The organism is Janthinobacterium goodfellowi (assembly GCF_051380695.1).
GTDB lineage: Bacteria > Pseudomonadota > Gammaproteobacteria > Burkholderiales > Burkholderiaceae_D > Janthinobacterium.
The window spans coordinates 36,536-62,555 of the sequence record NZ_JBNYXN010000010.1; the positions used below are offsets into that span (position 1 = coordinate 36,536).

At 65.1% G+C, this 26,020-nt stretch carries 20 protein-coding genes and 1 pseudogene; 9 read left to right on the forward strand and 12 right to left on the reverse strand.

Going from position 1 to position 26,020, the window contains the following annotated elements:
• Positions 1 to 10 precede the first annotated feature (10 nt).
• Positions 11 to 1,720, reverse strand: a complete 1,710-nt coding sequence (locus tag ACQ4WQ_RS27260; protein WP_436501344.1) for a molecular chaperone HscC — start codon at positions 1,718 to 1,720, stop codon at positions 11 to 13.
• The gene (locus tag ACQ4WQ_RS27265; RefSeq protein WP_326457346.1) at positions 1,720 to 3,717 is read right to left on the reverse strand and encodes a DNA topoisomerase IV subunit B; all 1,998 of its coding nucleotides are present in this window, start codon (positions 3,715 to 3,717) and stop codon (positions 1,720 to 1,722) included. Before ACQ4WQ_RS27265 ends, ACQ4WQ_RS27260 begins: the two co-directional genes overlap by 1 nt.
• Positions 3,718 to 4,180: 463 nt before the next feature.
• Between ACQ4WQ_RS27265 and kdpF the strand changes: the two genes are divergently transcribed.
• The 7 genes from kdpF to ACQ4WQ_RS27300 all read left to right on the forward strand — a co-directional run bounded on the left by kdpF (position 4,181) and on the right by ACQ4WQ_RS27300 (position 13,237).
• Positions 4,181 to 4,270: a K(+)-transporting ATPase subunit F gene (gene kdpF / locus ACQ4WQ_RS27270; protein WP_034746483.1), complete on the forward strand. Its 90-nt coding sequence runs from the start codon at positions 4,181 to 4,183 to the stop codon at positions 4,268 to 4,270.
• Complete coding sequence (gene kdpA, locus ACQ4WQ_RS27275; RefSeq protein ID WP_326457347.1) at positions 4,270 to 6,075, forward strand: potassium-transporting ATPase subunit KdpA; 1,806 nt, start codon at positions 4,270 to 4,272, stop codon at positions 6,073 to 6,075. Before kdpF ends, kdpA begins: the two co-directional genes overlap by 1 nt.
• Positions 6,076 to 6,084: 9 nt before the next feature.
• Positions 6,085 to 8,163, forward strand: a complete 2,079-nt coding sequence (gene kdpB, locus ACQ4WQ_RS27280; RefSeq protein WP_058048269.1) for a potassium-transporting ATPase subunit KdpB — start codon at positions 6,085 to 6,087, stop codon at positions 8,161 to 8,163.
• A 10-nt stretch (positions 8,164 to 8,173) separates the two neighbouring features.
• On the forward strand, positions 8,174 to 8,749 hold the full coding sequence (kdpC, locus tag ACQ4WQ_RS27285; RefSeq protein WP_436501347.1) for a potassium-transporting ATPase subunit KdpC: 576 nt from the start codon (positions 8,174 to 8,176) through the stop codon (positions 8,747 to 8,749).
• Positions 8,750 to 8,919: 170 nt separating this feature from the next.
• Positions 8,920 to 11,661, forward strand: coding sequence for a DUF4118 domain-containing protein (locus ACQ4WQ_RS27290; protein WP_436501349.1), 2,742 nt, complete (start codon positions 8,920 to 8,922; stop codon positions 11,659 to 11,661).
• Positions 11,658 to 12,356 (forward strand): two-component system response regulator KdpE, encoded by a 699-nt coding sequence (kdpE, locus tag ACQ4WQ_RS27295; protein ID WP_436501351.1) that lies wholly within the window; start codon positions 11,658 to 11,660, stop codon positions 12,354 to 12,356. Before ACQ4WQ_RS27290 ends, kdpE begins: the two co-directional genes overlap by 4 nt.
• A 131-nt stretch (positions 12,357 to 12,487) precedes the next feature.
• Complete coding sequence (locus tag ACQ4WQ_RS27300) at positions 12,488 to 13,237, forward strand: TorF family putative porin (protein WP_436501353.1); 750 nt, start codon at positions 12,488 to 12,490, stop codon at positions 13,235 to 13,237.
• Between the two features lie 55 nt (positions 13,238 to 13,292).
• Here ACQ4WQ_RS27300 and ACQ4WQ_RS27305 read toward each other — a convergent pair whose 3' ends face one another.
• The 3 genes from ACQ4WQ_RS27305 to ACQ4WQ_RS27315 are packed head-to-tail and all read right to left on the reverse strand — an operon-like array spanning position 13,293 to position 15,146.
• Positions 13,293 to 13,802, reverse strand: a complete 510-nt coding sequence (locus ACQ4WQ_RS27305; protein ID WP_326456525.1) for a P-loop NTPase family protein — start codon at positions 13,800 to 13,802, stop codon at positions 13,293 to 13,295.
• 10 nt (positions 13,803 to 13,812) lie between these two features.
• On the reverse strand, positions 13,813 to 14,850 hold the full coding sequence (gene dapA / locus ACQ4WQ_RS27310) for a 4-hydroxy-tetrahydrodipicolinate synthase (RefSeq protein ID WP_436501355.1): 1,038 nt from the start codon (positions 14,848 to 14,850) through the stop codon (positions 13,813 to 13,815).
• Positions 14,847 to 15,146, reverse strand: coding sequence for a hypothetical protein (locus tag ACQ4WQ_RS27315; RefSeq protein WP_436501357.1), 300 nt, complete (start codon positions 15,144 to 15,146; stop codon positions 14,847 to 14,849). The genes dapA and ACQ4WQ_RS27315 overlap by 4 nt, the downstream gene beginning before the upstream one ends.
• Before the next feature lie 220 nt (positions 15,147 to 15,366).
• On the opposite strand from ACQ4WQ_RS27315, the gene ACQ4WQ_RS27320 reads away from it, so the two are divergent.
• A complete protein-coding gene (locus tag ACQ4WQ_RS27320) occupies positions 15,367 to 16,362 on the forward strand; it encodes a gamma-glutamyl-gamma-aminobutyrate hydrolase family protein (RefSeq protein WP_436501359.1) in 996 nt (331 codons plus the stop codon).
• Positions 16,359 to 17,438: an alginate lyase family protein gene (locus ACQ4WQ_RS27325; protein WP_436501361.1), complete on the forward strand. Its 1,080-nt coding sequence runs from the start codon at positions 16,359 to 16,361 to the stop codon at positions 17,436 to 17,438. Before ACQ4WQ_RS27320 ends, ACQ4WQ_RS27325 begins: the two co-directional genes overlap by 4 nt.
• On the opposite strand, the gene ACQ4WQ_RS27330 is transcribed toward ACQ4WQ_RS27325, so the two are convergent.
• The 7 genes and pseudogenes from ACQ4WQ_RS27330 to ACQ4WQ_RS27360 all read right to left on the reverse strand — a co-directional run bounded on the left by ACQ4WQ_RS27330 (position 17,439) and on the right by ACQ4WQ_RS27360 (position 26,018).
• Positions 17,439 to 19,910 carry a TonB-dependent siderophore receptor gene (locus ACQ4WQ_RS27330; protein WP_436501363.1) on the reverse strand — a complete coding sequence of 824 codons (2,472 nt, stop codon included), beginning with the start codon at positions 19,908 to 19,910 and terminating at the stop codon, positions 17,439 to 17,441. It lies immediately after the preceding gene.
• 95 nt (positions 19,911 to 20,005) lie between these two features.
• On the reverse strand, positions 20,006 to 20,758 hold the full coding sequence (locus ACQ4WQ_RS27335; protein WP_436501506.1) for a FecR family protein: 753 nt from the start codon (positions 20,756 to 20,758) through the stop codon (positions 20,006 to 20,008).
• A gap of 81 nt (positions 20,759 to 20,839) precedes the next feature.
• Positions 20,840 to 21,322 (reverse strand): annotated as a pseudogene (locus ACQ4WQ_RS27340) (sigma-70 family RNA polymerase sigma factor); the annotation flags it as partial.
• A gap of 238 nt (positions 21,323 to 21,560) precedes the next feature.
• The gene (locus tag ACQ4WQ_RS27345) at positions 21,561 to 22,691 is read right to left on the reverse strand and encodes a YbdK family carboxylate-amine ligase (RefSeq protein WP_034780287.1); all 1,131 of its coding nucleotides are present in this window, start codon (positions 22,689 to 22,691) and stop codon (positions 21,561 to 21,563) included.
• Positions 22,692 to 23,879: a cation:proton antiporter gene (locus tag ACQ4WQ_RS27350; protein WP_070218615.1), complete on the reverse strand. Its 1,188-nt coding sequence runs from the start codon at positions 23,877 to 23,879 to the stop codon at positions 22,692 to 22,694. It lies immediately after the preceding gene.
• Positions 23,880 to 24,192: 313 nt separating this feature from the next.
• Entirely contained in the window at positions 24,193 to 25,362 is a 1,170-nt protein-coding gene (locus ACQ4WQ_RS27355; protein ID WP_070256030.1) for a vWA domain-containing protein, read from the reverse strand.
• A complete protein-coding gene (locus ACQ4WQ_RS27360) occupies positions 25,356 to 26,018 on the reverse strand; it encodes a GNAT family N-acetyltransferase (protein WP_436501366.1) in 663 nt (220 codons plus the stop codon). Before ACQ4WQ_RS27360 ends, ACQ4WQ_RS27355 begins: the two co-directional genes overlap by 7 nt.
• Positions 26,019 to 26,020: the final 2 nt, after the last annotated feature.

Below are 26,020 nucleotides of genomic sequence, written 5' to 3' on the forward strand. Positions count from 1 at the left end.
CGCCGTCCATTTACAGGAAGCTCTCGCTCTCGACCTGGCGCAACACCTCGTCGAGCGCCTGGCGCGCCTTGCGGATGGTGGCCGGATCCTGCGTTTCCAGCGCGGCCTGGAAATTGGCCGTGTGCGCCGCCAGGTACTGGCGCACGTCGCCCAGCGACTGTTCGTACAGCCGGTCGGCGCGCGTGACGAGGGTGCGGTTTTCCATCTGCTCGCGCGGGTGGATCTTCAGGTCGGCCAGTTCCGCAAAGCGCTGCTCGATCTGTTCCGGCGTCATCACGCCCGCGTTGTCGCTGATGATCATCTTGTGCTTTTCCTGCGTGGCCAGCACCGTCACTTCCGCTTCCAGCACGCCGCTGACGTCGTAGGTGAAGCGCACGTCGATGCCGATCTCGCCCGCCTTTTTCGCGGGGATCGGGAAGCTGATCTTGCCCAGGAAGACGTTGTCGGCCACCAGGCGCGACTCGCCCTGGAAGATCGCCACGTTGATTTCCTTCTGGTTGTCGTGGATGGTGGTGATGTTTTCCGTGCGCGAGACGGGCACCACGGAGTTGCGCTCGATGATGGGCAGGTAATGGCCGCCCTCATACTGGTTCGCGCCGACCTGGCGCGAAATCGAAATGCCCAGCGAATACGGCGCCACGTCCGTCATGACCACTTCGTCGAGGGCCGCGTCGCGCATCTTCAGGCCCGCCTGCACGGCGGCGCCCAGCGCCACGGCTTCGTCCGGGTCCAGGTGGATGGCGGGGAAGCGGCCGAACATGCGCGAGACGAGTTTACGCACCAGCGGCATGCGCGTGGCGCCGCCGGCCAGCACCACTTCATTCAATTCCGCGGCGCGGATGGTAGCGTCGCGCAGCGCCCGTTCCACGGGCAGGCGCAGGCGGGCCAGCAGCGGCTCGCACAGCTGCGCCAGCTTGTCTTCGCCGATCTCCCAGCTGAATTCCCTGTCCTGGTAGCGCGTGGCCATGCGCACGGACGGCTGGTCCGACAGCAATCGCTTGACGCGCTCGGCTTCGTCGCGCAGCAGCTGCTGCTGGCGCGGGTCGAGCAGGCGGCTGCCGACGGCGTCACGCAGGCCGCTGCCTTCCATGAAAGCGTCGACCAGCACGGTGACGAAGTCTTCGCCGCCCAAAAAATTGTCGCCGGCCGAGGCGCGCACTTCCATCACGCCTTCGAACAGTTCCAGGATCGACACGTCGAACGTGCCGCCGCCCAGGTCGAAGACGAGGAATTTGCTTTCCTGATCCTTGTCGCGGATGCCATAGGCCAGCGCGGCGGCCGTCGGCTCGTTGAGCAGGCGCTCCACGCGCAGGCCCGCCAGCTGGCCGGCGATGCGCGTGGCCTTGCGCTGCGCATCGCTGAAATACGCGGGCACGGTGATGATGGCTTCCTCGACCTTGTGTCCCAAAAAGGCTTCGGCATCTTCCTTCAGCGCGCGCAGCACCATCGACGACAGTTCTTCCGGGCGGAATTGCTGCGTGCCGAGGGTGATCTTCTTTTCGCTGCCCATGTAGCGCTTGAAGACGGCCGCCGTCAGCTGCGGGTGCGTCTGCAGCCGTTCGCGCGCGGCGCGGCCCACCAGCACGGTGCCGTCGTCATCGATGCTCACGCACGACGGCGTCAGGTGTTCACCGAGCGCATTCGGGATGATGGAAGCCTTGCCGTCGCGCCAGATGGCGACCAGGCTGTTGGTGGTGCCCAGGTCGATACCGATGATCATCAGATATCCGCCTCCGCCTCATTGCCGTGTTCCTCGATCCAGGCGCGGCGTCCTGCCGCTTCGCCCTTGCCCATCAACATATTGAAGCGCGAGGCCGAGGCCATGTGGTCGATTTCACCGAGCGTCACGGGCAGCAAACGGCGCGTGTCCGGATTCATCGTCGTTTCCCACAGCTGCTCGGCGTTCATCTCGCCCAGGCCCTTGAAGCGCGAGATCGACCAGGCGCCCTGTTTCACGCCTTCCTTGCGCAGCTTGTCCTCGATGGCGAGCAGCTCGCCGTCGTCGAGCGCATAGATTTTCTGCATCGGCTTCTTGCCGCGCGCCGGCGCGTCCACGCGGTACAAAGGCGGACGGGCGATGCAGATGTGGCCCTTGTTGATCAGGACCGGGAAGTGCTTGAAGAACAGGGTCAGCAGCAGTACCTGGATGTGCGAGCCGTCCACGTCCGCATCGGACAGGATGCAGATCTTGCCGTAGCGCAGGCCCGACAGGTCGGGCGAGTCGCCCACGCTGTGCGGATCGACGCCGATGGCCACTGCAATGTCATGGATCTCGTTATTGGCGAACAGGCGGTCGCGGTCCGTTTCCCACGAGTTCAGGACCTTGCCGCGCAGGGGCAGGATCGCCTGGAATTCCTTGTCGCGGCCCATCTTGGCCGAACCGCCCGCCGAGTCGCCCTCGACGAGGAACAGTTCATTGCGCGCGATGTCCGACGATTCGCAGTCGGTCAGCTTGCCGGGCAACACGGCCACGCCCGAGGATTTTTTCTTTTCCACTTTTTGCAGCGAACGCTGGCGCGACTGCGCCTGCTTGATCACGAGCTCGGCCAGCTTCTTGCCATAGTCGACGTGCTGGTTCAGCCACAGTTCCAGCGGCGGCTTGGTGAAGGTCGACACGAGGCGCACGGCGTCGCGCGAATTGAGGCGTTCCTTGATCTGGCCCTGGAATTGCGGGTCCAGCACCTTGGCCGACAGCACGAACGATGCGCGCGCGAACACGTCTTCCGGCAGCAGTTTCACGCCTTTGGGCAGCAGCGAGTGCATCTCGACGAAGTTTTTCACGGCGCCGAACAGGCCGTCGCGCAAGCCCGATTCGTGCGTGCCGCCATTCGAGGTGGGAATCAGGTTGACATACGATTCGCGCACGATGGCGCCTTCTTCCGTCCACGCCACCACCCACGCCGCGCCTTCGCCTTCGGCAAAGCCTTCCGAGTCCGGGCCAGCGTATTGCGCGCCTTCGAACAGGGGAATCAGGGTTTCGCCATTCGATACCTGCGCCAGCGTTTCGGTCAGGTAGCCGCGCAAGCCTTCCGCGTACTGCCAGGTCTGCGTATCGCCCGTCTTCGCGTTGGTCAGCGTGACGGTCACGCCCGGCAGCAGCACGGCTTTCGAGCGCAGCAGGCGTTGCAGCTCCGTTTGCGAGATGTTCGGCGAATCAAAGTATTTTGCATCGGGCCAGGCGGTGACGCGCGTGCCCGACTTCTTGCCGTCGCGCGGGGCGGGGCGGGAACTCAGGGGCTCGATCACGTCGCCGTTGGCAAACACCATGTGGTGCAAGCCGTTGCCGTCGCTTTCCTTGCGCCAGACGGTGATTTCCAGGCGCGTCGACAGCGCATTGGTGACGGATACGCCGACGCCGTGCAAGCCGCCCGAGAACGCGTAGGCGCCGCCCGAACCCTTGTCGAACTTTCCGCCCGCGTGCAGCCGTGTAAACACGATTTCCACCGTCGGCACGCCTTCTTCCGGGTGCAGGCCGACGGGAATGCCGCGGCCATTGTCTTCGACGGTGATGCTGCCATCCGTGTTTTGCGTCACGGCGATATGCGTGCAATGACCGCCCAGCGCCTCGTCGGAGGCATTGTCGATCACTTCCTGAATGATGTGCAGCGGATTTTCAGTGCGGGTGTACATCCCCGGGCGCTGCTTGACGGGTTCCAGTCCTTTCAGGACACGGATGGATGATTCGCTGTAGTCGGATGCTGGTTTTTTAGTGGCCATACGTGTTCAAGCTAAGTAAAGACAGTGGTTGGAACGCCACGCCAGGGCACTGCGGGGCGCAATGACAGCGGCGGCGATAACTGTATGAATATACAGTATATCCCGTCCAGCGTCACTGGGGGAGGGCAGTGCGGCAGGCTTGGCGTCCTTGTGCGGACGCTCGCGCATTCTATCTTGTCCGGCGAGCAATAGCGCTACTCCAGGGCAACAACGGTGCGCCGCGCGCGTGGTTTTGCGCCAATTGTGATGGATTTTATGCGGTAAAGCCGCCTTTTTTACATCTTGTTTACAGCTGCCTTCCCAGTCTTTACGAATTTTTTAGACCCTTTTGGCTAATCTGCTCACTATCAAAACAAACCTGAATGAGGGTGGGAATGGATCTCGTATATCTCGGCTTGATTGCCGTGTTTTTCGTCCTGGCGGCCGGCTTTGCCGTCGCCTGCGACAAATTAGGGAGCGTCAAATGAACGCGTTTTATGTGCTGGGCGCCGTCGTCTCGGCCGGCCTGCTCGTGTATTTGCTGGTGGCGCTGCTGAAGGCGGAGGAACTGTGATGACGACGCAATCGATACTGTTATTGGTGGCCTTCCTGGCCGTGCTGCTGGCCGCCGGCTATCCGCTGGGCCTGTACATGGCCAGGGTGGCCGGCGATGGCCCCGTGCGCGGCCTGGGCTGGCTGCAAAAGCTGGAAAACCTGCTGTACCGCTGGTCCGGCCTTCCCGCCGACAAGGCCATGGGCTGGAAAAGCTATGCCATCGCCCTGATCGTCTTCAATACCGTGGGCGCCGTCTTCGTCTACGGCCTGCAGCGCCTGCAGGGTTTCCTGCCCTTGAATCCCCAGGGCCTGGGCGCCGTCAGCCCCGATTCCTCGTTCAATACCACCGTCAGCTTCGTCGCCAATACCAACTGGCAGGGCTACGGCGGCGAACAGACCATGAGCTATCTGACGCAGATGCTGGGCATGGCGTGCCAGAATTTCTTTTCGGCGGCCACCGGCATCGCCGTGATCTTCGCGCTGGTGCGCGGCTTCGCCTCGCGCTCGGGAAAATCGATCGGCAATTTCTGGGTCGACCTGGTGCGCTCGACCCTGTACATCCTGCTGCCGCTGTCCCTGGCCCTGTCCGTCGTCTTCATGGGCGAAGGCATGATCCAGAATTTTTCCGCCTACAAGGAAGTGACCCTGCTCGACCACGTGGCGTATGAAACGCCGAAGGTGACGGCAGACGGCCAGCCCGTGCTGGACGCCGCCGGCAAACCCGTGATGGAAGCGCAAGTGGCGACGACGCAGACGATCGCCATGGGTCCCGTCGCGTCGCAGGAGTCGATCAAGCTGCTGGGCACGAATGGCGGCGGCTTCTTCAATGCCAATTCCTCGCACCCGTACGAAAACCCCACCGTGCTGTCGAACTTCCTGCAGATGCTGGCCATCTTCATCATTCCCGCCGGCCTGTGCTTCACCTTCGGCCGCATGGTGGGCGACATGCGCCAGGGCTGGGCCGTGCTGGCCGCCATGACCCTGATCTTTGTCGTCTTGACGGCGGGCGTGATGAGCGCCGAGCAGCAGGCCAATCCTGCCTTGCAGGCGCTGGGCGTGGACCAGCAGGCCAGCAGCCTGCAATCGGGCGGCAATATGGAAGGCAAGGAAACGCGCTTCGGCATCAGCTCCTCGACCCTGTTCGCGGCGGTGACGACGGCCGCATCGTGCGGCGCCGTCAATTCCATGCACGACTCCTACATGCCCCTGGGCGGCATGGTGCCGCTGCTGCTGATGCAGTTCGGCGAAGTGATCTTCGGCGGCGTGGGCACGGGCCTGTACGGCATGCTGATGTTCGCCATCCTGGCCGTCTTCATCGCCGGCCTGATGATAGGCCGCACGCCTGAATACCTGGGCAAGAAAATCCAGGCGTATGAAATGAAGATGGTGTCGCTGGCCATCCTGATCACGCCCGCCCTCGTATTGACGGGCACGGCGATCGCCGTGATGGTCGAACCGGGCAAGATCGGCGTGGCCAATCCGGGCGCCCACGGTTTCTCCGAGATCCTGTACGCCTTCACGTCGGCGGCCAATAACAACGGCAGCGCGTTTGCCGGCCTGTCCGCCAACACGCCGTTTTACAACGTGATGCTGGCGATCGCCATGTGGTTCGGCCGCTTCGGCGTGATCGTGCCCGTGCTGGCGGTGGCCGGTTCGCTGGCGGCCAAGCAGCGCCTGTCGGCCAACGCGGGCACCATGCCCACGCACGGCCCCATGTTCATCGGCCTGCTGATCGGCGTCGTCGTGCTGGTTGGTGTATTGAATTACGTTCCCGCGCTGGCCCTGGGCCCGATCGTCGAACACCTGCAACTTTTCATCAAATAAGAGGCTACCATGTCACGCACAAGCCTGACTTTGTTCGATTCCGCACTGATTGGCCCCGCCATCGTCGATGCGTTCAAAAAACTCGACCCCCGCACGCAGTGGCGCAGCCCCGTGATGTTCGTCGTCTATGTCGGCAGCATCATCACGACCCTGCTGGCCATCCAGGCCCTGAACGGCCAGGGTGAAGCGCCGTTCGGCTTCATCGTCGCCGTCGCCGTGTGGCTGTGGTTTACCGTGCTGTTCGCGAACTTCGCCGAAGCGCTGGCCGAAGGCCGCAGCAAGGCCCAGGCGGCCTCGCTGCGCGCCCTCAAGCAGACGGTGATGGCGAAGAAAATGCAGACGCCGAAATACGGCACCTCCTGGCTGCCCACGCCGGCGACCGACCTGCGCAAGGGCATGACGGTGCTGGTCGAGGCGGGCGACGTGATTCCCGCCGACGGCGAAGTGACGGCCGGCGTGGCCTCCGTCGACGAAAGCGCCATCACGGGCGAATCGGCGCCCGTCATCCGCGAATCTGGCGGCGACTTTTCCGCCGTCACGGGCGGCACCCGCGTGCTGTCGGACTGGCTGCTGGTGCGCGTTTCCGTCAACCCGGGCGAAGCCTTCATCGACCGCATGATCGCCATGGTCGAAGGCGCCAAGCGCCAGAAGACGCCGAACGAGATCGCCCTGACGATTTTATTGGTGGCCCTGTCGATCGTGTTCCTGATCGTCACCGTGACCTTGCTGCCGTATTCGCTGTTTTCCGTGGCGGCGGCCGGCACTGGCACGCCGGTGACGATCACCGTGCTGATCGCGCTGCTCGTGTGTTTGATTCCGACCACCATCGGCGGCTTGCTGTCGGCCATCGGCGTGGCCGGCATGAGCCGCATGATGCAGGCCAATGTGATCGCCACCTCGGGCCGCGCCGTGGAAGCGGCCGGCGACGTCGACGTGCTGCTGCTCGATAAGACGGGCACCATCACCTTGGGCAACCGCCAGGCATCGAGCTTCGTGCCGGCGCCCGGCGTGACGGAGCAGCAGCTGGCCGACGCGGCGCAGCTGGCCTCGCTGGCCGATGAAACGCCGGAAGGGCGCAGCATCGTCGTGCTGGCCAAGCAGAAATTCAATATCCGCGAACGCGAGATGGCCAGCCTGCACGCCACCTTCGTGCCGTTCACGGCGCAGACGCGCATGAGCGGCGTGGATATCCCGGGCGAGCAGCAGGTGCGCCAGTTGCGCAAGGGCGCGGCCGATTCCATGAAAAAGTATGTGGAAGCGCTGGGCCAGCCGTATCCGGCGGAGGTGGGACGCGCCGTCGATGACATCGCGCGCCGCGGCAGCACGCCGCTGGTGGTGGTGGACGACGGCCGCGTCATGGGCGCCGTGGAACTGAAGGATATCGTCAAGGGCGGCATCAAGGAGCGCTTCGCGGAACTGCGCCGCATGGGCATCAAGACCGTCATGATCACGGGTGACAACAAGCTGACGGCGGCCGCGATTGCCGCCGAAGCGGGCGTGGACGATTTCCTCGCCGAAGCGACGCCGGAAGACAAGCTGAAACTGATCCGCAGCTACCAGGCCGAAGGCCGCCTGGTGGCGATGACGGGCGACGGCACCAACGATGCACCGGCGCTGGCCCAGGCCGACGTGGCCGTGGCCATGAACTCGGGCACGCAGGCGGCGAAGGAGGCGGGCAATATGGTCGACCTCGATTCGAACCCCACCAAGCTGCTGGAAATCGTTGAAATCGGCAAGCAGATGCTGATGACGCGCGGGTCGCTGACGACGTTCTCGATCTCGAACGATATCGCCAAGTACTTCGCCATCATCCCGGCCGCCTTCGTGGGCACCTATCCGCAGTTGAAGGCGCTCGACATCATGCACCTGGCCAGCCCCGCCTCGGCCATCATGTCGGCCGTGATCTTCAATGCCCTGATCATCGTCGTGCTGATTCCGCTGGCGTTGAAGGGCGTGCAATACCGGGCCATCGGCGCGGCCAGCCTGTTGCGCCGCAATCTGCTGATCTATGGCCTGGGCGGCATCGTCCTGCCGTTCATCGGGATCAAGCTGATCGACATGCTGCTGTCCGCACTCAATTTAGTCTAAAGGAACCATCATGAGCACTATCGTCCGTCCCGCCCTGGTCCTGTTTGCCGCGCTGACCGTGATCTGCGGCGTCGTCTATCCGTTTGCCACGGCCGGCATCGGCCAGCTGGCCTTCAACGATGAAGTCAACGGCAGCATCGTCGAGCGCGGTGGCAAGCCCGTCGGCTCGACGCTGATCGGCCAGTCCTTCACATCGCCCAAGTATTTCTGGGGCCGGCCGTCGGCCACCGCGCCGATGGCCAATAACGGCGCCGGTTCGGGCGGCTCGAACCAGGGGCCGACGAATCCCGCCCTGGTGGACGCCGTCAAGGCACGCATCGCCGCCCTGCAGGCAGCCGATCCCGGCAACCGCAAGCCGATCCCCGTCGACCTGGTGACGGCGTCGAGCAGTGGCCTGGACCCGGAAATCAGCCTGGCGGGCGCCCTGTACCAGGCGCCGCGCGTGGCCCGCGTGCGCGCCGTGCCGCTGGCGCAAGTGGAAAACGCCATCGCCAAAGTGCAGAAAACCGCGTATATCGGCTTTTTCGGCGAACCGCGCGTGAATGTGCTGGAATTGAATCTGGCGTTGGATGCCATGGCAAAGTAAGCTGGCAACGGTTGGTTGGCCGACGTAGGTCGGCGTAGGTCGGCGTAGGTCGGCTTAGCGCAGCGTAAGCCGACATCACCACCGGCCGGGCCAACAATGTCGTCGGATTACGCGCGCCCTTCGGACGCGCTAATCCGACCTACAATGCTCCAAGTAGATTAAAATACAACATGCTCCCCAACGACAGCCAACGCCCCGACCCTGATGCCCTGCTGGCGCAAGTGCAGGCGCAGGAAAAGAAAGCCGCGCGCGGCCGGCTGCGCATTTATTTCGGCGCCTCGGCCGGCGTCGGCAAGACCTACGCGATGCTGGCGGCCGCCCGCAAATTGCTGGCCGATGGCCAGGACTTGCTGGTGGGCGTGGTGGAGACGCATGGGCGCCAGGATACGGCGGCCCAGCTTGACGGCTTGCCCGTGCTTCCGCTCAAAGCCATCGAGTATCGGGGCAAGATCCTGTACGAGTTCGACCTGGACGAGGCCCTGCGCCGCGCGCCGCCGCTGATATTGATGGATGAACTGGCCCATTCGAACGTGGCCGGTTCGCGCCATCCGAAGCGCTGGCAGGATGTCGAGGAATTGCTGGCGGCCGGCATCGACGTGCTGTCGACCGTGAACGTGCAGCACCTGGAAAGCCTGAACGACGTGGTGGGCGGGATCACGGGCGTGCGCGTGGCCGAGACCCTGCCCGATACGGTGTTCGACCGCGCCGATGAAGTGGTGCTGGTCGATATCCCCGCCGATGAACTGCTGCGCCGCCTGAAGCAGGGCAAGGTGTATCAGCCGCAGCAGGCCGAACGGGCATCGCAGCATTTTTTCCGCAAGGGTAACCTGATCGCCCTGCGCGAGCTGGCCTTGCGCCGCACGGCGGACCGGATTCAGGATGACGTGCAGGCCTACCGCGTCGAGAAATCGATCAATCCCGTGTGGAAGACGGGCGCCGCGCTGCTGGCCTGCGTGGGACCGCACGCGGGGGGCGAGCACGTGATCCGCAGCACGGCGCGCCTGGCCAGCCAGCTGAACGCGGAATGGCACGCGCTGTACGTGGAAACGCCGCGTTTGCAGCGCCTGCCGGCGAGCCAGCGCGAACGCATCCTGAAAACCCTGAAGCTGGCGCAGGACCTGGGCGCGCGCACGGCCATTGTGCCGTCCGCCGACATCGCCGGCGCCGTGGTCGAGTATGCGCGCGGCGCGAATATCTCGAAAGTCATCGTGGGACGTGGTCGCGCCAGTGCGCTGGCGCGCCTGTGGCAGGCGCCGCCCGCCGCGCGCATGGCCAGCCTGGCGCCCGATATCGACCTGATCGAGGTGGGCTTGCCGCCGGCCGATGCGGCGCCCCGGCGCGCGGCAGGCGAAGACGCGGAGGCGCCGCGCCGGCCATCGCGTCACTGGCGCTACATCCTGGCCGCCGGCGTCAGCCTGGCTACGGCCCTTGCCTCCGTCCCATTGCAACCCTATCTGGACCTGGCCAACATCGCCATGCTGTCCCTGCTGACGGTGGTGCTGGTGGCCGTGCGCCTGGGACGCGGGCCGGCGGCATTGGCCAGCCTGGTGGGCGTGGCCTGCTTCGATTTCATCTTCGTGCCGCCCCGTTTCTCGTTTGCCGTGGGCGATTTCCAGTATGTGATCACGTTTGGCGTGATGCTGGCCGTGGGCCTGATCACGGGCCACCTGACGGCCGGCCTGCGCTTCCAGGCGCGCGTGGCCTCGCACCGCGAAGCGCGCGCCCGCGCCCTGTACGAATTCTCGCGCGAATTGTCCGGCGTGCTGCAGACGGAGCAGATTTTCGACATCACGAAAAGCGCCATCGAACGGGCGTTCCGCGCGCGCGCCACCTTGCTGCTGCCCGATGACGAGGGCAGCTTGCAGGCCGCGAACGGTGGTGAGCCGCTCGATATCGGCATCGCGCAGTGGGCCTTCGACCACGCGCAGGCGGCGGGGACGGGCACCGATACCTTGCCGGCTTCGCCCATTTTCTACCTGCCGCTGATCGCGCCCATGCGCACGCGCGGCGTGCTGGCGCTGCTGCCGCTCGATGGCGCGCAGCGGGGGCGCTGGCTGCTGGTGCCGGAACAGCGGCAGCACCTCGATACCTTTGCCGCCCTGGCTGCCATCGCGCTCGAACGCGTGCACTACATCGACGTGGCGCAGGGCGCGCTGCTGCAGATGGAATCCGAGCGGCTGCGCAATTCGCTGCTGGCGGCCCTGTCGCACGACTTGCGCACGCCCTTGACGTCGCTGGTGGGCCTGGCCGAATCGCTGGCGCTGTCCCGGCCTGCGCTGTCGCCCGCGCAGCTGGACATGGCGCGCTCGCTGCAGTCCGAGACCGTGCGCATGAGCGCCCTGGTGGCGAACCTGCTGGACATGGCGCGCATCGAGAGCGGTCAGGTGCGCCTGAACCTGCAATGGCAGGCGCTGGAAGAAGTGGTGGGCAGCGCGCTGCGCGCCAGCGGCCCGCAATTGCAGCAGCACGCCGTGCAGACGCAGCTGGCGCCGGACTTGCCGCTGGTGCGCTACGACGCCGTGCTGATCGAGCGCGTGCTGTGCAACCTGCTGGAAAACGCGGCCAAGTACACGCCGCCCGGCAGCACTATCACGGTCGCGGCCGGAGTGCACGGCCAGTTCCTGCAGGTGACGGTGCTTGACGATGGCCCGGGCCTGCCGCCCGGCCGCGAAGAAGCCATCTTTGAAAAATTCACGCGCGGCGAGCGCGAATCGAACAAGCCGGGTGTCGGCCTGGGGCTGGCCATTTGCCGCGCCATCGTCGAAGCCCACGGCGGTACCATCCACGCGCAGCCGCACGCACCGGGACAGGGCGCCGCCATCGTCTTCAGCCTGCCGCTCGGCACGCCCCCGGCGCCGCCGGAGATCGAGCTCGATGACGCCAACGACCAAGAAACAGGAAAAACATCATGAACGAACCTTCCGCCACCGCCTTGCTGGTCGAGGATGAACCGCAAATCCGCCGCTTCGTGCGCGCCGCGCTGGAAGACGAGGGCTGGCAGATTTTCGAATCGGCCACCATGCAGCGGGGCCTGATCGATGCCGGCACGCGCCGGCCCGACATGATCGTGCTGGACCTGGGGCTGCCCGACGGCGACGGCATCGATTTCATCGCCGACATCCGCAAATGGTCGGCCGTGCCCATCATCGTGCTGTCGGCGCGGGTCGACGAGCAGGACAAGATCCGCGCGCTCGATGCGGGCGCCGACGACTATCTGACCAAGCCGTTCGGCGTGGGCGAGCTGCTGGCCCGCGTGCGCGCCACCTTGCGCCGCCAGCGCCAGCCCGCCGCCAGCGACGATGGCGTGGTGCAGTTCGGCGATGTGCGCGTCGACCTGAAGGACCGGCTGGTGACGCGCAACAAGCAGCTGGTGCACATGACGCCGACGGAATTTCGCCTGCTGTCGGTGCTCGTGAAGAACGCGGGCAGGGTGGTCACCAATCCGCAGCTGCTGCGCGAAGTGTGGGGGCCGTCGAACAGCGAAAACGGCCATTACCTGCGCATCTACATGGGCCATCTGCGCCAGAAGCTGGAAGCCGATCCGGCCCAGCCGCAGTACCTGCTGACGGAAACGGCCGTCGGCTACCGGCTGCTGCTGCCGCTCTAACACCTGATATTCCCCTGTTTGAAAACAGGCGCCGCGCGCGCCAGGGGGACGCTTTACCTTTTTTTTTGCAGCGGCGGGCCAGCTGCGCCATGTTGGCAAAGGCCCATACCACCCATGAAGAAGAAAAAACCATGAATAAAATGCTACTTGCACTTGCCGTCGCCACCTCCTTGACGGGCAGCCTGGCCCACGCGGACGAGGCCAAGCCCGACAATGAAGTCAGTTTCAACGTCGCCGGCGTGTCCGACTACCGTTATCGGGGCATCTCGCAGACGCGCTTGAAGCCCGCGTTGCAAGGCGGCGTGGATTACATCAACAACCCGACGGGCCTGTATGCGGGCGCCTGGGCTTCCACCATCAAGTGGACCAAGGATGCGGGCGGCAGCGGCGACGTGGAAGTGGACCTGTATGCGGGCAAGCGCGGCCAGTTGGGCGGCGATGTGGGCTATGACGTGGGCGTGCTCGCCTATGTGTATGCGGACAACGGCTTGAAGCACATCGCCGGCCTGGCCGACGCGGATACGCAGGAAGTCTACGGCCAGCTGTCGTACGGCCCCGCCTACGTCAAATATTCGCATGCCGTCTCGAACCTGTTCGGCATCGTCAACAGCAAGAACAGCGGCTACCTCGATATCGGCGCGAATATCGACCTGACGAACGGCTGGACCGGCAACCTGCATGCGGGCCACCAGAAAGTGAAAAACAATGATGCATCGAGCTACACGGACTGGAAAGTGGGCGTCACGCGCGACTTCGGTTTTGTTTCGGGCGCGCTGGCCGTGATCGGCACGAACGCGGGCAAGTTGGCGTATGCCTCGCCAGTGAATGGCAAATTCATGGGCAAGACGGCGCTGCAGCTGACGGTCAGCAAGACGTTTTAATTGACAGGGGAGGGAGGCGGCGCATGCGCCGCCTTTTTTTGCGTGCCCGGACGGGCTAGGTAGAAAGGTTGAAAACGGCGCAATACAGCTGTTCCAGACCGACCACGCGGGCGGCTGGAATTCGCGCGGCCAGGGCGTGGGCGGGCGTCGCTTGCGTGTCCCTTGCCAGCAGGACGCGCAGATCCGGATTGACGCTGCGCGCGTGCGCGATGCGGCGCGCCAGGCCAGCCTGCGCGGCGGCGTCGACGACGCCGTCGAGCGGCACCACCAGCACGCGCGCGGCGATCAGGGCCGAGCGGCTGCCCATGGAGTCGCGGCCTTCGCTGTCGATGACGATGTCGTGGTAGCAGTGCACCAGGTGCTCGAGCTCCGGCTGCAAGCCCTTGGCGCTGATGGCGCGCGCCATCAGGCGCGGCCGCGTCAGGCTGCCGTGCATGGCACCGTCGTGCATGCTCCTGGCCTGCGCCATGGCGCCCTGGCGCGGATCGGCATCGAGCAGCAATACCTTGCGTCCGGCCAGCGCGCGCGAGGCGGCCAGCCGCCCGGCCAGGATGGATTTCTCCATCCCCCCGCGTTCATCCGTGATGGCGATGATCATCTTGGCGCACGGCTGGCATGATGTTGGCAGGGGAAACCAGCTGCAGCAGACAGCCTTCGCGCGGCGCATCCCTGTCGCCCGCAGTCCATGCAGGCAATTCCATCAGAGGCTCCAGCGCTTCGGCCAAGGCGGCCTGGCCGTCGGCCGACATGGGCGTCATCGGCAGGCGCAATGCGTCGCGTACCTTGCCCTGCATGGCCAGCGCCGCCTTCACGGGAGCGGGATTCGGTTCGGCAAACAGCAGGCGGATGACGGGCAGCATGGTCTTGAACAGGGCGCCGGCGGCGCCGTGGCGTCCCTGCCTGACGAGGTGGTAGAGCTGCGCATACAGGTCGGGGCGCACCTGGGCGGCGGCCGACATGGCGCCGTGGCCGCCCATGGACAGGCTGGCCAGCAGCAGCGCATCGTCGCCGCACAGGACGTCCAGGCGCGTGTCGAGCAGCAGTTCGCCCAACTGCTGCAGCTTGCCGCCCGCTTCCTTGATGGCGACGAAGTGCGAGTCGCGCGCCAGCAGGGCCGCCGTTTGCGGTTCGATATTGACGCCCGTGCGGGCCGGCACGTTGTACAGCACGATGGACTGGTCGGTGGCGGCGGCGATGGCCTGGAAGTGGCGCACGATGCCGTCCTGCGAAGGGCGCACATACGCTGGCGCCGAGACCAGCAGGCCGGCCAGCGGATGGTCGTTGTAGCGCTGCGCCGTGGCGACGACGCTGCGCGTATCGCTGCCGCCTACTCCCATGACGACGGGGAAGCGGGGGCCGACGGCTTCGAGCACGCTGTCGAGCAGCATGCCCTGTTCCGCGGCGCTCAGCATGGCCGCTTCGCCCGTGGTGCCGCACACCACCAGGCCATCGATGCCGCTGGCGGCCAGTTCGCATGCGAGCCGTTGTGCCGCGTCGAAGTCGATGTCGCCATCGCCGTCGCAAAATGGCGTGACCATCGGCACCCAGATGCCCTGGAAGTGCGCGGTGATGCGCGATGACGACATCGCCTGTTCGCAGGAATACTGGTTCATAGCGATTTCCCCTGGCTGATGCGGCCAAATTCCGCCGCCGGCAGCAGGCGCATGACGGCATCCATGGTCAAACGCAGGGCCGGTTCCGTCACGCACAGCCAGACCTTCATGCGCTCGGCGTGGTCGACCGCCTCGACGCGCATGAACGACAGCATGCCGCCGCAGGTCTTGACGACCAGCTGGCGCAGCTCGGCCAGGCAGGACTTGTCGACCGTGATGTGCATGAGGAAGGTGGGCAGGCGGGGATGGCGGTGGGGCAGTGCTTGATGCGATGGCAGGCGTGAATGGGGTTCCATGGTGGCTTTGCAGCGGTGGTTGAGGTACGTTCAAGATTAGCAGCGGGGGCGTAAAGATTCTCTAAAAAGCGGGCCCGCCGGCGTAAACGGACTGTATGCAGTTTTACTGCCGCCGTGTTGCGTGGATGCGCCGCGCATGTGCTTTTGTTACAAAATTGAATCGTGCTTTCGGAAGCAGGGGTTTATATTGAAAACGTCTCCGCTTTCAGTCAGCCTTGCCATGTCAGACGAAAAAGATCCCCAGCAGCCCCCATCCACCGATCCCGCAGCGCCGTCCCGGCCCGACCGGGTGGGCCGCCGGGTGCCCGATGATGAGCACCGCGCGCACGACGCCGCCCCCCGCTACCTGAAGGATAACGACACGCCGCTGGCGCTGGCCTGGCGGGTGATCTCGTCGCGCTACCGTTCCATGCGCGACAAGGCCAGCCGCGATTTCATGCGGCGCACCCTGCGCATCGGCATCTCGGCGCGCATTTTCCACCCGGAGCCGGGCGCCACTGGCTTGCGCAGCAAGAACCTGCAATACCTCGAAGAGTCGATCGCCCAGTGGGTCATGTCGCGCGACGTGCTCGTGTTCATGATCCCGACGGTCAATACCAGCGGCCAGCTACACCCGAGCAACATCACCCTGCGCCACTATGCGCGCCATCTGGACGGCCTGGTGCTGCAGGGTGGCGCCGACGTCTCGCCGCAAACGTATTCCGAGGCGGCCACGCGGCCCGAATGGAACGGCGACCGCGCGCGCGACCTGTACGAGCTGGAACTGCTGCACGAATTCGTCGATGCGGGTAAACCCGTGCTGGGCATTTGCCGCGGCTGCCAACTGATCAACGTGGGCTTTGGCGGCACCCTGTACCAGGACATCGCCTCGGACGTGGAAGGCGCGGCCTCCCACGTCAACGACCTGTATGATCGCCACCGCCATACCATCGTCTTCCCGAAAGGCTCGTCCCTGGCGGGCATGTTCCCGAAGACGGGCGAGGCGCTCGTCAATTCCATCCACCACCAGTCGGTCAAGGACCTGGGGCGCGACGTCACCGTGGAAGCGTATTCGCAAGGGGACAACATCGTCGAGGCCATCCGCTACCAGCGGGCGCGCTTCGTCATGGGTTTGCAGTGGCACCCGGAATTCCATTCGGCGGGCGGCGTCGAGCTGCTCGATTGCACGCCCATCCTCGATAACTTTTTGCGCGCGGCGCGGGAGACGCGGTTTTGAGTACGCACCTGATCCGCCGGCGCACCGTGCTGGCCGGCCTGCTGGCGCTGCCCCTGGCGGGCTTGCGCGCGGCACCGCGCCCGCATGAAGGTGCGCTGCCGTTTGCGCTGACGTCCGCCGCGCGCGCCCGCACGCTCAAGGCGCGGGTGGCGCCGGCCATCGCGGAACAGGTGGTCAAGGCGGCACGCAAGGACGCGGCGCGGCCCGTGCACCTGATGGCGGAAGTGCGCACGGGCGGCTTGCTGAAGGGAGAGGGCGGGCGCGAGACCAGCCAGCAGGCGCAGGAAGACTGGCGCCAGGCGCGCTTGCAGGCGCTGGCCTGGCGGCTGTCGGGCGAGATGCCGCATTTCGAGGCGGCGCGCCAGCTGCTGCTGGCCTGGAGCGGCACCTATCAGCCCTCGTTCAGCCCTGTCGACGAGACGGAGCTGGCCAGCCTGCTGATGGGTTTTGATTTGGTACAGGAGCGCTTGAACGGCGTCGAGCGCGATCAGGTGCAGGCGTTTTGCCGCACCCTGGCGCAGGGGTATCTGAGCGATCCGATCAAGGTGGGAGGCCCGTCCACGGCGCGCAACAACTGGCACAGCCACCGCATCAAGATCGGCACGGCCGCCGCGTATGTCACGGGCGACACCCTGCTGGTCGCGCGGGCGAAGGAACGCTTCCTGGCGCACGTGCCGCGCAATATCGGCGCCGGCGGCGTGCCCTTCGATTTCGAGCAGCGCGACGCCCTGCACTACACCACCTACAGCCTGGAGCCGCTGCTGACGACGGCCCTGATGGCGCAGGCGCATGGCGACGACTGGTATGGCGCGCCGGAAGCGCGGCGGCTGGCCGAGGCGCTGACCTGGCTGGCGCCGTATGCGCAGGGCAAAAAGACGCACGAAGAGTTCGCGAAAAGCGCCGTGCCCTTCGACCGCAAGCGCGTGGCGGCCGGTGAAAAGGGCTTTACGGGGAACTGGGAGACCAAGGGCGCCGCCAATGTGTATCTGCTGGCGGCGCGCTTCGATCCCGCCTACCTGTCCCTGGCGCTGGAACTGCGCCCGCCAGCCTGGGCGCTGGCGCTGTATGGAAGCTGATTAAAACTTCGTGCGCACGGTGAACATCACATTGCGCGGTTCGCCGTAAAAGCCCGTCTGGAACAGGCCCAGGCCCGTGAAGTACTTCTTGTCCAGCAGGTTGTTGACGTTCAGGCTGGCCGTGACGTTCTTGCTGATCTCGTAGCGGGCCATCAGGTTGAGCAGCGCGTAGCCGCCCTGCTTGATGCGTGAATAATCCTCGATGGCGGGATTCCAGATATTGCCGTAGTAGCTGCTTTGCCAGTTGATGCCGCCACCGACGGTCAGCTTGTCCAGGCTGGCCGGCAGGCGCCACGAGCCTTGCACGCGCACCAGGTGTGCAGGCTGCGTGGTTTGCAGCATGGTGGAAAAGACATCCTTGCCATCCGCGTCGCGCACGTGGGTGTAGGTATAGCCGGCGCTCAGCTTCACATCCTTCATCACTTCGCCCGCCACTTCCATTTCCACGCCGCGGCTGGTGACGCCGTCGATGGCTTGATACGCTTCCTCGCCGTTGACTTCACCCACGGAGCTGGCCACGTTGCTCTGGCGGATCTGGAACAGGGACGCGCTGGCATTGACCTTGCCATCGAGGTATTCGGCTTTCACGCCTGCCTCGATACCTTTGCCGCGCACGGGGGCGAGGAAGTTGCGGTTCACGTCGCGGTTGCTCTGCGGAGCGAAGATGCTGGTATAGCTGCCGAAGAGGGAATACGTCTTGTCGAGGTCATACACGACGCCTGCATACGGCGTGATGACGTTGCTTTCCTCGATGCGCGAGGTGATGCGTGCGGTCTTGGGGTCGAAGAAGCTGCGGTCCTGCTCCTGCCTGTAGTTGCTCACGCGTGCGCCGACGATGACGGACAGCGCATCGGCCGGATGCAGGCGCACGGCGCCATACAGGCCGCTCTGGCGCGTGCTGTCGTTGTCGTTGCCCAGGCGGCTAAATGCGGGTTCCGCATACTGGCCGCGCCAGTCGAAATAGCTGCCTTCGACGGGTGGGTAGACCGATTCGTAGACGGGGCCGTCCTGCTTCGCGCTGGAATGGGAATAGCCGAGCATCGCTTCATGGCGGCGGCCGAAGGCGGTAAACGGCCCGCTGGCGTCGACGTTGACGGTGGTCTGGCGGCGGTCGCCCTTGTATTTGCCCATGAAGAAATAGGCGCCTTCGCCCGTGACGGGGTCGGGATTGCCGCCGCTGGCCGAACCGAGCACGCTGTCATGCTTGCTGCGCAGCTGGTTGGCGCTCAGTGTCAGTTTCCACGCGTTGGCGAACGTATGTTCGAGCGACGAGAACAGCGTGGTGTTCTGCATATCGCGGCGGCTCCAGCCGGTGGCGGGATTCCACGCGGTGGGGAAATCCGTGCGCGAGCCGTCGGCCAGCAGCACGGGGAAGCCCGTCCAGGTCGAGCCGCGCGGCTTGTAGTCCTGGTGCGTGAAGCCGGCCGTCAGCAGGGTCACGGGTGTCAGGTCCGCCTCGACGATGCCGTAGGCGACGGATTTCTGCTGCGTGTAGCGGTCCAGGTAGGAGTGTTTGTCCTGGTAGGCGCCGACCAGGCGGCCGCGCACCGAGCGGCTGTCGTTCAGGGGACCGGAGACATCGGCCTCGCCCCGGTAATTGTCCCACGATCCCGCGCCCAGGGTGGCCGCGCCCTCGAAGTGGGCTGTGGGGCGCTTGCGCACCATGTTGACGGTGGCCGACGGGTCGCCCGAGCCGCTCATCAGGCCCGTCGCGCCCTTCAGCACTTCGATGCGGTCGTAGATGGCCATGTCGCTGTTGGTCGTGCCCCAGTCGTAGACGCCGTCATAGATGGCCGACACGCCGTCGTACTGGAAATTGGTGACGGCAAAGCCGCGCGCCTGGAAGCTCCAGCGGTCGCTGTCGTAGTTTTGCACGCTCACGCCATTGACGTTCTTCATGACGTCGGAGACGGCGTTGCTGTTCTGGTCATCCATCTGCTGGCGCGTGACGATGGTCAGCGACTGCGGCGTTTCGCGCTGGCTCAGGGCCAGGCCCGTGGCGCCGCTGGCGGGGCCGCCCGTATAGCTGCCCGTGCCGCTGGTGGCGGCGCTGCGCTCGGCCGACGCTACCACGGTGACGCCGCTCATGACGGCCACGCCGCGGCTGTCCGCCGTGGGAGTAGTTGCGCCGGCGGGGATCTTTTGCAGCAGGTAGCCGCCATTCGATTGCGGCACGGCTTGCAAGCCGCTGCCGGCCAGCAGCACGCGGAAGCCATCGTGCAGGCTGTAGCTGCCTTGCAGGCCGGCGCTGCGCAAGCCTTGCGTGGTATCGCTGGAGAACGACAACAAAATGGCGCTGTCACTGCCGAAGCGCGTCAGCACATCGCCCAGCGCGCCGGCCGGAATGCTGTAGGCGCGTACTTGCCGGCTTTGTGCCTGGGCTGGCGCCGGCAGGGCCAGGGCCATGCCGATCTGCGCCAGGGCGCAGGCCAGAACGGTACGGGTAAGGAGGGAACGCGAAGCGTGGTGCATGGAATAAAGCCTTTCGTGGATGCGCAAGATGGAGACTGTCTATCTTCCAGGTCACGCGAGCACGGTAAAACAGCTCACTTTGCAGAAAATATTTTTCAGCGGGCCGCCAGTTCGATGCGCACCACCTGATGGCCCCAGAAGCGCGTGATGGTATTGCGCCGCAATTGCAGGCTGGCGCTGACGGCGTCGACGATGGCATCGACGTCGGCCAGCGGGTAGGAGCCGGAGACGCGCAGGCCGGCGACGGCGGGCGTGCAGCCCAGCGGATGGTCGCTGTAGCGCGACAGCTCGGCGAGGAAATCTGCCAGGCGCATGTCGCGCGCCACCAGCATGCCATTTAGCCAGGCGCCGCCATACGGCGCCAGGGCATGGCGGTGATAACCGTCACTGTCGAAATGGGCGCCTTCGCCGGGACGCAGCAGCAGGCGCTGGCTGCCGTCACCGCCCAGCACGGCGACGGCCCCTTCAAGCACGCCGGCGCTGGCATAGCCATCGTGCAGGCGCACGGTGAACCGCGTGCCCAGCGCCTGCAGGCTGCCGTGCGGCGTGCCGACGAAGAACGGGCGCTGCGCCGCATCCTTGCCGGTGGCGATGAAGATTTCGCCGGCCAGCAGGTCGATGCGGCGCTGCGCGCCGTCGTAAGCGATATTCACGGCGCTGTCGGTGTTGAGCGTGAGCTGCGTGCCGTCAGCGAGGGTCACGACGCGGCGCTGATTGATGCCCGTGCGGTAGTCGGCCGTCCAGCCGCGCCACGGGCTGCGGCGTTCGAATGCATACAGCGAGGCGCCGCAGGCCAGCAGCAGGGCCAGGGTCTTGACGGCATGGCGGCGCGGCGCGTTCGCTTGCACGCAGGCGCGCAGCAGGGTCGCGTGCGCAGCGGGCGGCAGATGCTCGTGCTGTATTTGCAGCTGCTGCCACGCTTGCGTGGCGCTGCCGGCCCGCTGCAGATGGCGTTTCACGGTGGCCAGCGAGATGCCGAGCCGGCGCGCGATATCTTCCTGCGGCAGTTCGTCGAGCTGGCGTAGTAAAAAAGCCCGTTTGACGGGAGGCGGCAGGCCGTCGAGCATGCGGTCCAGTTCAAACACGGTGGCCAGCAGCAGCGCGCGTTCCTCGGGCGAGGGCGCATGCAGGGGCGGCAGCTGGGCCAGCACGTCGAGGTACGCCTGTTCGAGTTTCTGGCGGCGGTAATGGTTGAACAGCACGCGCTGGGCCACGGTGGCGAGAAAGGCGCGCGGCTCGCGCGCGGCGACGGCGTCTTCGCGGTCGAGCAGGCGCAGGAAAGTATCGTGCGCCACATCGGCCGCGCACGCCGTGCTGCCGAGTTTTTTGCGCAGCCAGCCCTGCAGCCAGCCGTGGTGGTCGGCATACAGTGTCGCGATGTCCTGGCGTTGTAGCGGCTCTGCCAGCGGCATCGCATTCCCCTTGCGTTTTTAAACAATAATAAGAATCATTCTCATTGTAGCAAGCGGGGACGGCGGCTGTAAATGACGGGCAGGCGCGCTGTGGTTTTTTGGTTGGCGAACGGTAGGTCGGATTAGCGGCGTAGGTCGGATTAGGTCCGAAGGACCGTAATCCGACAACATGGTTGGCAGCGCCAGTCGGATTACGCCCGACGGGCTAATCCGACCTACGTTGCCAGGCAGCGCAACGTCAGTAGTTCATGGGCTCGCCACGGAAGCAGCGGATCGCCGAATCGACCATGCCCTCGGCGCTGCCCTGCAGACTGTGCTGCTTGCGCAGGTATTGCGCGTCGCTCCACTGCTTGGCCACGTCCGACAGGTGTTTCAGGGCCGGCGTGCTGCCCAGCGCCTCGGCGTGCGGTTCCATCTTGCGCAGGGTGGTCATGATGTCTTCGCGCAGCGACATCGTCTCGTAGGTTTTCGGATGCGTGATGGCGCCATCGAGGCCGAAGCGGCAGGCCTGGAAGCGGTTGTAGTTATAGACGAGGTAATCGTCTTCCACCGGCGGGGTTTCGCGGCGTTCGAGCAGGTAGCGGCACAGCGCCTGCAGGTAGGCGGCCAGCGCCGCGGCCCGCTCCACCGTCAGCGGCGTGTCGCACACGCGCAGTTCGATGGTGCCGAATTCCGGCTTGGGACGGATATCCCAGTAAAAATCCTTCATGCTCTTGATGATGCCCGTGTTCTCCATCTTGGCGAAATACTCGTTGGAGAACTGGTCCCAGCTCAGCGTAAACGGCGCGCGTCCGCTCATGGGAAACGCGAACACGGAATTCAACCGGGCCGAATCGAACAGGGTGTCGCGCCCCTGCACGTAGGGCGAGGACGCCGACAGGGCGATGAAATGGGGGATGTAGCGGTTCAGCGAATGCAGCAGGAACATGGCGTCGTCGCCCGAGGCGCAGCCGATGTGCACGTGCTGGCCGAAGATGGTGAACTGCTTGGCCAGGTAGCCGTACAGTTCCGAAATCTCCTGGAAGCGGGGCTTGGAAAAGATCTTTTGCGACGACCATTGCTGGAACGGGTGCGTGCCGCCGCCCGCGATGCCGATATTGAGCTTGTCGCCGGCCGTGATCAAGGTGTCGCGGATTTCCTGCAGCTGCTCCAGCAGGGGGCCGTGGTGCGTGTGCACGCTCGAGTTAATCTCGATCATGCTCTCGGTGATTTCCGGCGTGACGTTGCCAGGGAACGGCTTTTTATTCAGCAGATGCAGCAGGTCGGGGCTGGCGGCCGTCAAGTCATAGTCCGACAGGTTCACCAGTTGCAGTTCGAGTTCGACGCCGAAGGTCAGCGCGGCCGATTGGCCAAAGGGTTCCAGCGGCATTTAGCGCTCCTTGATTTCGTGGGTTTCTTTGGCCAGCATCAGCACGCGCTGCACCAGCACGGGGCCGATCAGTTCCAGGCCCAGGGTGATGGCGGCCAGGGCGTTCAATTCGTCGCCGAAGTTCACGCCGTGCTGGCGCGCGTGTTCGAGCAGCAGGATGATGAAGACGGAGACGGGCGTCAGGGCCACGCCCGTCAGCACGCCCTTGCGCCAGGAAATGCCGCTCACATGCGAGAACGCGGCCACGCCGGCGACCTTCGTCAGCAATCGTCCGCCGACGACGGCCAGGGCCAGTCCCGCGCCGGCCGTCACGCTGGCCCATTCCAGGGTCGAGGCGGCATACACGAACAGCAGCACCGTCAGCAACTCGCCCATGGCGCCGAAATTGCGCTGCGCCTGGCTGAAGGCAACGCGGCGGTGGCGCGCCACCAGGCCGAAGGTGAGGGTGGCCAGCAGCGGCGACAGGCTGGTGGTGTAGGTCAGGGCGACGAGCAGCATCACCGACAGCGCGAACGCCACGGTGGCGTCCTGCGCCATGTTGCCCAGGCGGCGCAGCATGGCCGGCACGACGATGCCGAAGACGGTGCCGGCGGCCACGGAGGCGGCCAGCACGGCGGCACTGCTGCTGCTCGCCTCGATCAGGTCGGTGGAGCTCTGGAACATCCAGAAGCCGACGATGATGTTGAACGTGAAGACGGCCAGCACGCAGTTCAGGGCGGTGAGGTGGACGATGCGCTCCGTGACCTGGCCCGAGCTGCGTTCCTCGTTGATGACGCGCATGATGGTGGCCGGCGAGGTGGACATGGCCAGCGATGCGAGCAGCAGCGCCGTCATCGAGGTGCTGCCGAATTCGATGCCGATGAAGTAGACGACGGCAAAGGTCAGCAGGGATTCGACCAGGCCCGTGACGGCGATCCACGGATTGTTCTTCAGCCAGCGCAGGTTGATGCGGTAGCCCACCTCGAACAGGATCAGGCCGAAGGCCACGTCGGCCAGCACCAGCATGGGGCCGGCGTCCGTCTGCGGCAGGATGCCTACCTGCGTCTGCGCGAGGACGAAACCGATCACGCCGTAAAAACTGATGCGCGGCAGGCCAGTCCAGCGGTGGCCGAATTCGCCCACCACCCAGGCCAGGGTAATGGCGAACGGCCAGGACAGGTCGGCGGCGATCGAGATCAGACTTTGCATGCTCATTCCTTTGAAAATGGCGCTGGCACCGGCCGGCAGCACGGGGGCTGGCGCGGCAAGGTCGTGGTGCAGCGATGGTGCATAGTTTGCGCAGAGCGATGCGCCGATTCTACCGGAGCAGAAGGCGCGCACGATGTGCGCAATCGAACAGTGGCGTGGCCATGGCGGCCGCGCACGGGATGCAGCAGGGTGGGGCAGGGCTGGTACCGGCGTATGGTACCCGCCCGCGGCGGAGATGCTCCGCACGGTAGTGCCGTGTCGCAGTGTACGGCATGGCGGCCCTCTGCCGCCATGGACTTTTTGTTGCGTGCTTTTATTTACTGAGCAGACGCATGCCCCGTTCCAGCCCGTCGATCGACAGGGGGAACATGCGGTTGTTCATCAACTGCCGCATCACGCCGATCGACTGGCGGTACTGCCACAATCCTTCCGACTCCGGATTGAGCCAGATGAATTTCGGGAACGCCTGGGTAAAGCGCGCCAGCCACGTCGATCCCGCTTCCTCGTTGTTGTATTCGACGCTGCCGCCCGGCTGCAGGATTTCATAGGGGCTCATGGTGGCGTCGCCGACGAAAATCAGCTTGGTGTCGGGCGGGTATTTGCGCAGCACGTCCCAGGTGGGGAAGCGCTCGGCGTTGCGGCGCCGGTTGTTCTTCCACAGATAGTCGTAGACGCAGTTATGGAAGTAAAAGAACTCCATGTTCTTGAATTCCGTCTTCGCCGCCGAAAACAGTTCCTCGGTGCGCTCGATATGGTCGTCCATGCTGCCGCCCACGTCGAGCAGCATCAGCACCTTGATGCGGTTCTTGCGCTCGGGCCGCATCCTGATGTCGAGGTAGCCCGCGTTGTTGGCCGTGGCGGCGATGGTGGCGTCGAGCGCCAGTTCGTCTTCCGCGCCTTCGCGCGCGAACTTGCGCAGGCGGCGCAAGGCCACCTTGATGTTGCGCGTGCCCAGTTCGCGCTCGCCGTCGTAATCCTTGTAGCTGCGCGCTTCCCACACCTTCACGGCCGTGCGGTTGCCGCCCTTGCCGCCGATGCGGATGCCTTCCGGATTCGTGCCGCCATTGCCGAACGGCGAGGTGCCGCCCGTGCCGATCCACTTGCTGCCGCCCTCGTGGCGCTCCTTCTGCTCCTTCAGCAGCTCGTTCAGGCGGTCCATCAGCTTGTCGTAGCCGAATTTTTCCAGCTGCGCCTTCTGCTCCTCGGACAGCTCGCGCTGCATGCGTTTGAGCAGCCAGTCGAGGGGAATCGCCGCGTTCGTGTCGAAAGCCGCATTGACGCCCTTGAAGTACTGGGCAAAGGCGCGGTCGAACTTGTCGAAATGGGCTTCATCCTTGACCAGGGTCAGGCGCGCCAGATAGTAGAAATCGTCCATCGAGGCGTCGATGACGTTCTTTTGCAGCGCTTCAAGAAGGGTCAGAAATTCCTTGATCGAGACGGGAATCTTCGCATCCTTGAGCGTGAAGAAGAAATCGATCAGCATGGCGCTTCCTCTGTCCCTGCTTCGGTCCCTTCACCTCCCGCGCGGGGCAGGGCGGCGATGGGGCGCTGCGCCAGCTTGTAGCGCAGGTGGGCGGCAATTTCCGGCCACTCGCCGCGTGTGATGCTGTACATGACGGTGTCGCGCACGGTGCCGTCGCGGCGCAGCGCATGGTGGCGCAGCACGCCATCTTTTTTCGCGCCCAGGCGCTCGATGGCCGCCTGCGAGGCGTGGTTGAAATTGTCGGTGCGCAGGCCCACCAGCGCGTAGCCGAGCGTGTCGAAGGCGTGCGCCAGCAGCAGCAATTTGCAGGTGGTGTTGACGTGGCTGCGCTGGCAGCGCTTCGCATACCAGGTGTAGCCGATTTCCAGGCGTCCGATGGCCGGCACCACGTCGTGATAGCTGGTGGTGCCGAGCACCTCGCCGCTGGCCGTGTCGATGACGGCAAAGGCGAAGCGCGTGGGGCGCATCTCGATGCCCTTGAAAATGTACTGGTCCACCTGGTCCGGTTCGGGCACGGAGGTGACGCGCAGATTCCACAGTTCCCCATCCATGGCCGCCGCGCGCAAGCCGGGCGCGTGGTGCGGCGCCAAGGCTTCGAGGCGGATGCCGTGCAGTTCCAGGGGGACGAAGACCTTGTCGGGGCTGATATCGTTCACCG

What these genes read in the sequence shown, in the direction of transcription:
- ACQ4WQ_RS27260 (WP_436501344.1), bottom strand. Translation starts at nt 1,720, where the DNA reads ATGATCATCGGTATCGACCTGGGCACCACCAACAGCCTGGTCGCCATC.
- ACQ4WQ_RS27265 (WP_326457346.1), bottom strand. Translation starts at nt 3,717, where the DNA reads ATGGCCACTAAAAAACCAGCATCCGACTACAGCGAATCATCCATCCGT.
- kdpF (WP_034746483.1), top strand. Translation starts at nt 4,181, where the DNA reads ATGAACGCGTTTTATGTGCTGGGCGCCGTCGTCTCGGCCGGCCTGCTC.
- kdpA (WP_326457347.1), top strand. Translation starts at nt 4,270, where the DNA reads ATGACGACGCAATCGATACTGTTATTGGTGGCCTTCCTGGCCGTGCTG.
- kdpB (WP_058048269.1), top strand. Translation starts at nt 6,085, where the DNA reads ATGTCACGCACAAGCCTGACTTTGTTCGATTCCGCACTGATTGGCCCC.
- kdpC (WP_436501347.1), top strand. Translation starts at nt 8,174, where the DNA reads ATGAGCACTATCGTCCGTCCCGCCCTGGTCCTGTTTGCCGCGCTGACC.
- ACQ4WQ_RS27290 (WP_436501349.1), top strand. Translation starts at nt 8,920, where the DNA reads ATGCTCCCCAACGACAGCCAACGCCCCGACCCTGATGCCCTGCTGGCG.
- kdpE (WP_436501351.1), top strand. Translation starts at nt 11,658, where the DNA reads ATGAACGAACCTTCCGCCACCGCCTTGCTGGTCGAGGATGAACCGCAA.
- ACQ4WQ_RS27300 (WP_436501353.1), top strand. Translation starts at nt 12,488, where the DNA reads ATGAATAAAATGCTACTTGCACTTGCCGTCGCCACCTCCTTGACGGGC.
- ACQ4WQ_RS27305 (WP_326456525.1), bottom strand. Translation starts at nt 13,802, where the DNA reads ATGGAGAAATCCATCCTGGCCGGGCGGCTGGCCGCCTCGCGCGCGCTG.
- dapA (WP_436501355.1), bottom strand. Translation starts at nt 14,850, where the DNA reads ATGAACCAGTATTCCTGCGAACAGGCGATGTCGTCATCGCGCATCACC.
- ACQ4WQ_RS27315 (WP_436501357.1), bottom strand. Translation starts at nt 15,146, where the DNA reads ATGGAACCCCATTCACGCCTGCCATCGCATCAAGCACTGCCCCACCGC.
- ACQ4WQ_RS27320 (WP_436501359.1), top strand. Translation starts at nt 15,367, where the DNA reads ATGTCAGACGAAAAAGATCCCCAGCAGCCCCCATCCACCGATCCCGCA.
- ACQ4WQ_RS27330 (WP_436501363.1), bottom strand. Translation starts at nt 19,910, where the DNA reads ATGCACCACGCTTCGCGTTCCCTCCTTACCCGTACCGTTCTGGCCTGC.
- ACQ4WQ_RS27345 (WP_034780287.1), bottom strand. Translation starts at nt 22,691, where the DNA reads ATGCCGCTGGAACCCTTTGGCCAATCGGCCGCGCTGACCTTCGGCGTC.
- ACQ4WQ_RS27350 (WP_070218615.1), bottom strand. Translation starts at nt 23,879, where the DNA reads ATGCAAAGTCTGATCTCGATCGCCGCCGACCTGTCCTGGCCGTTCGCC.
- ACQ4WQ_RS27355 (WP_070256030.1), bottom strand. Translation starts at nt 25,362, where the DNA reads ATGCTGATCGATTTCTTCTTCACGCTCAAGGATGCGAAGATTCCCGTC.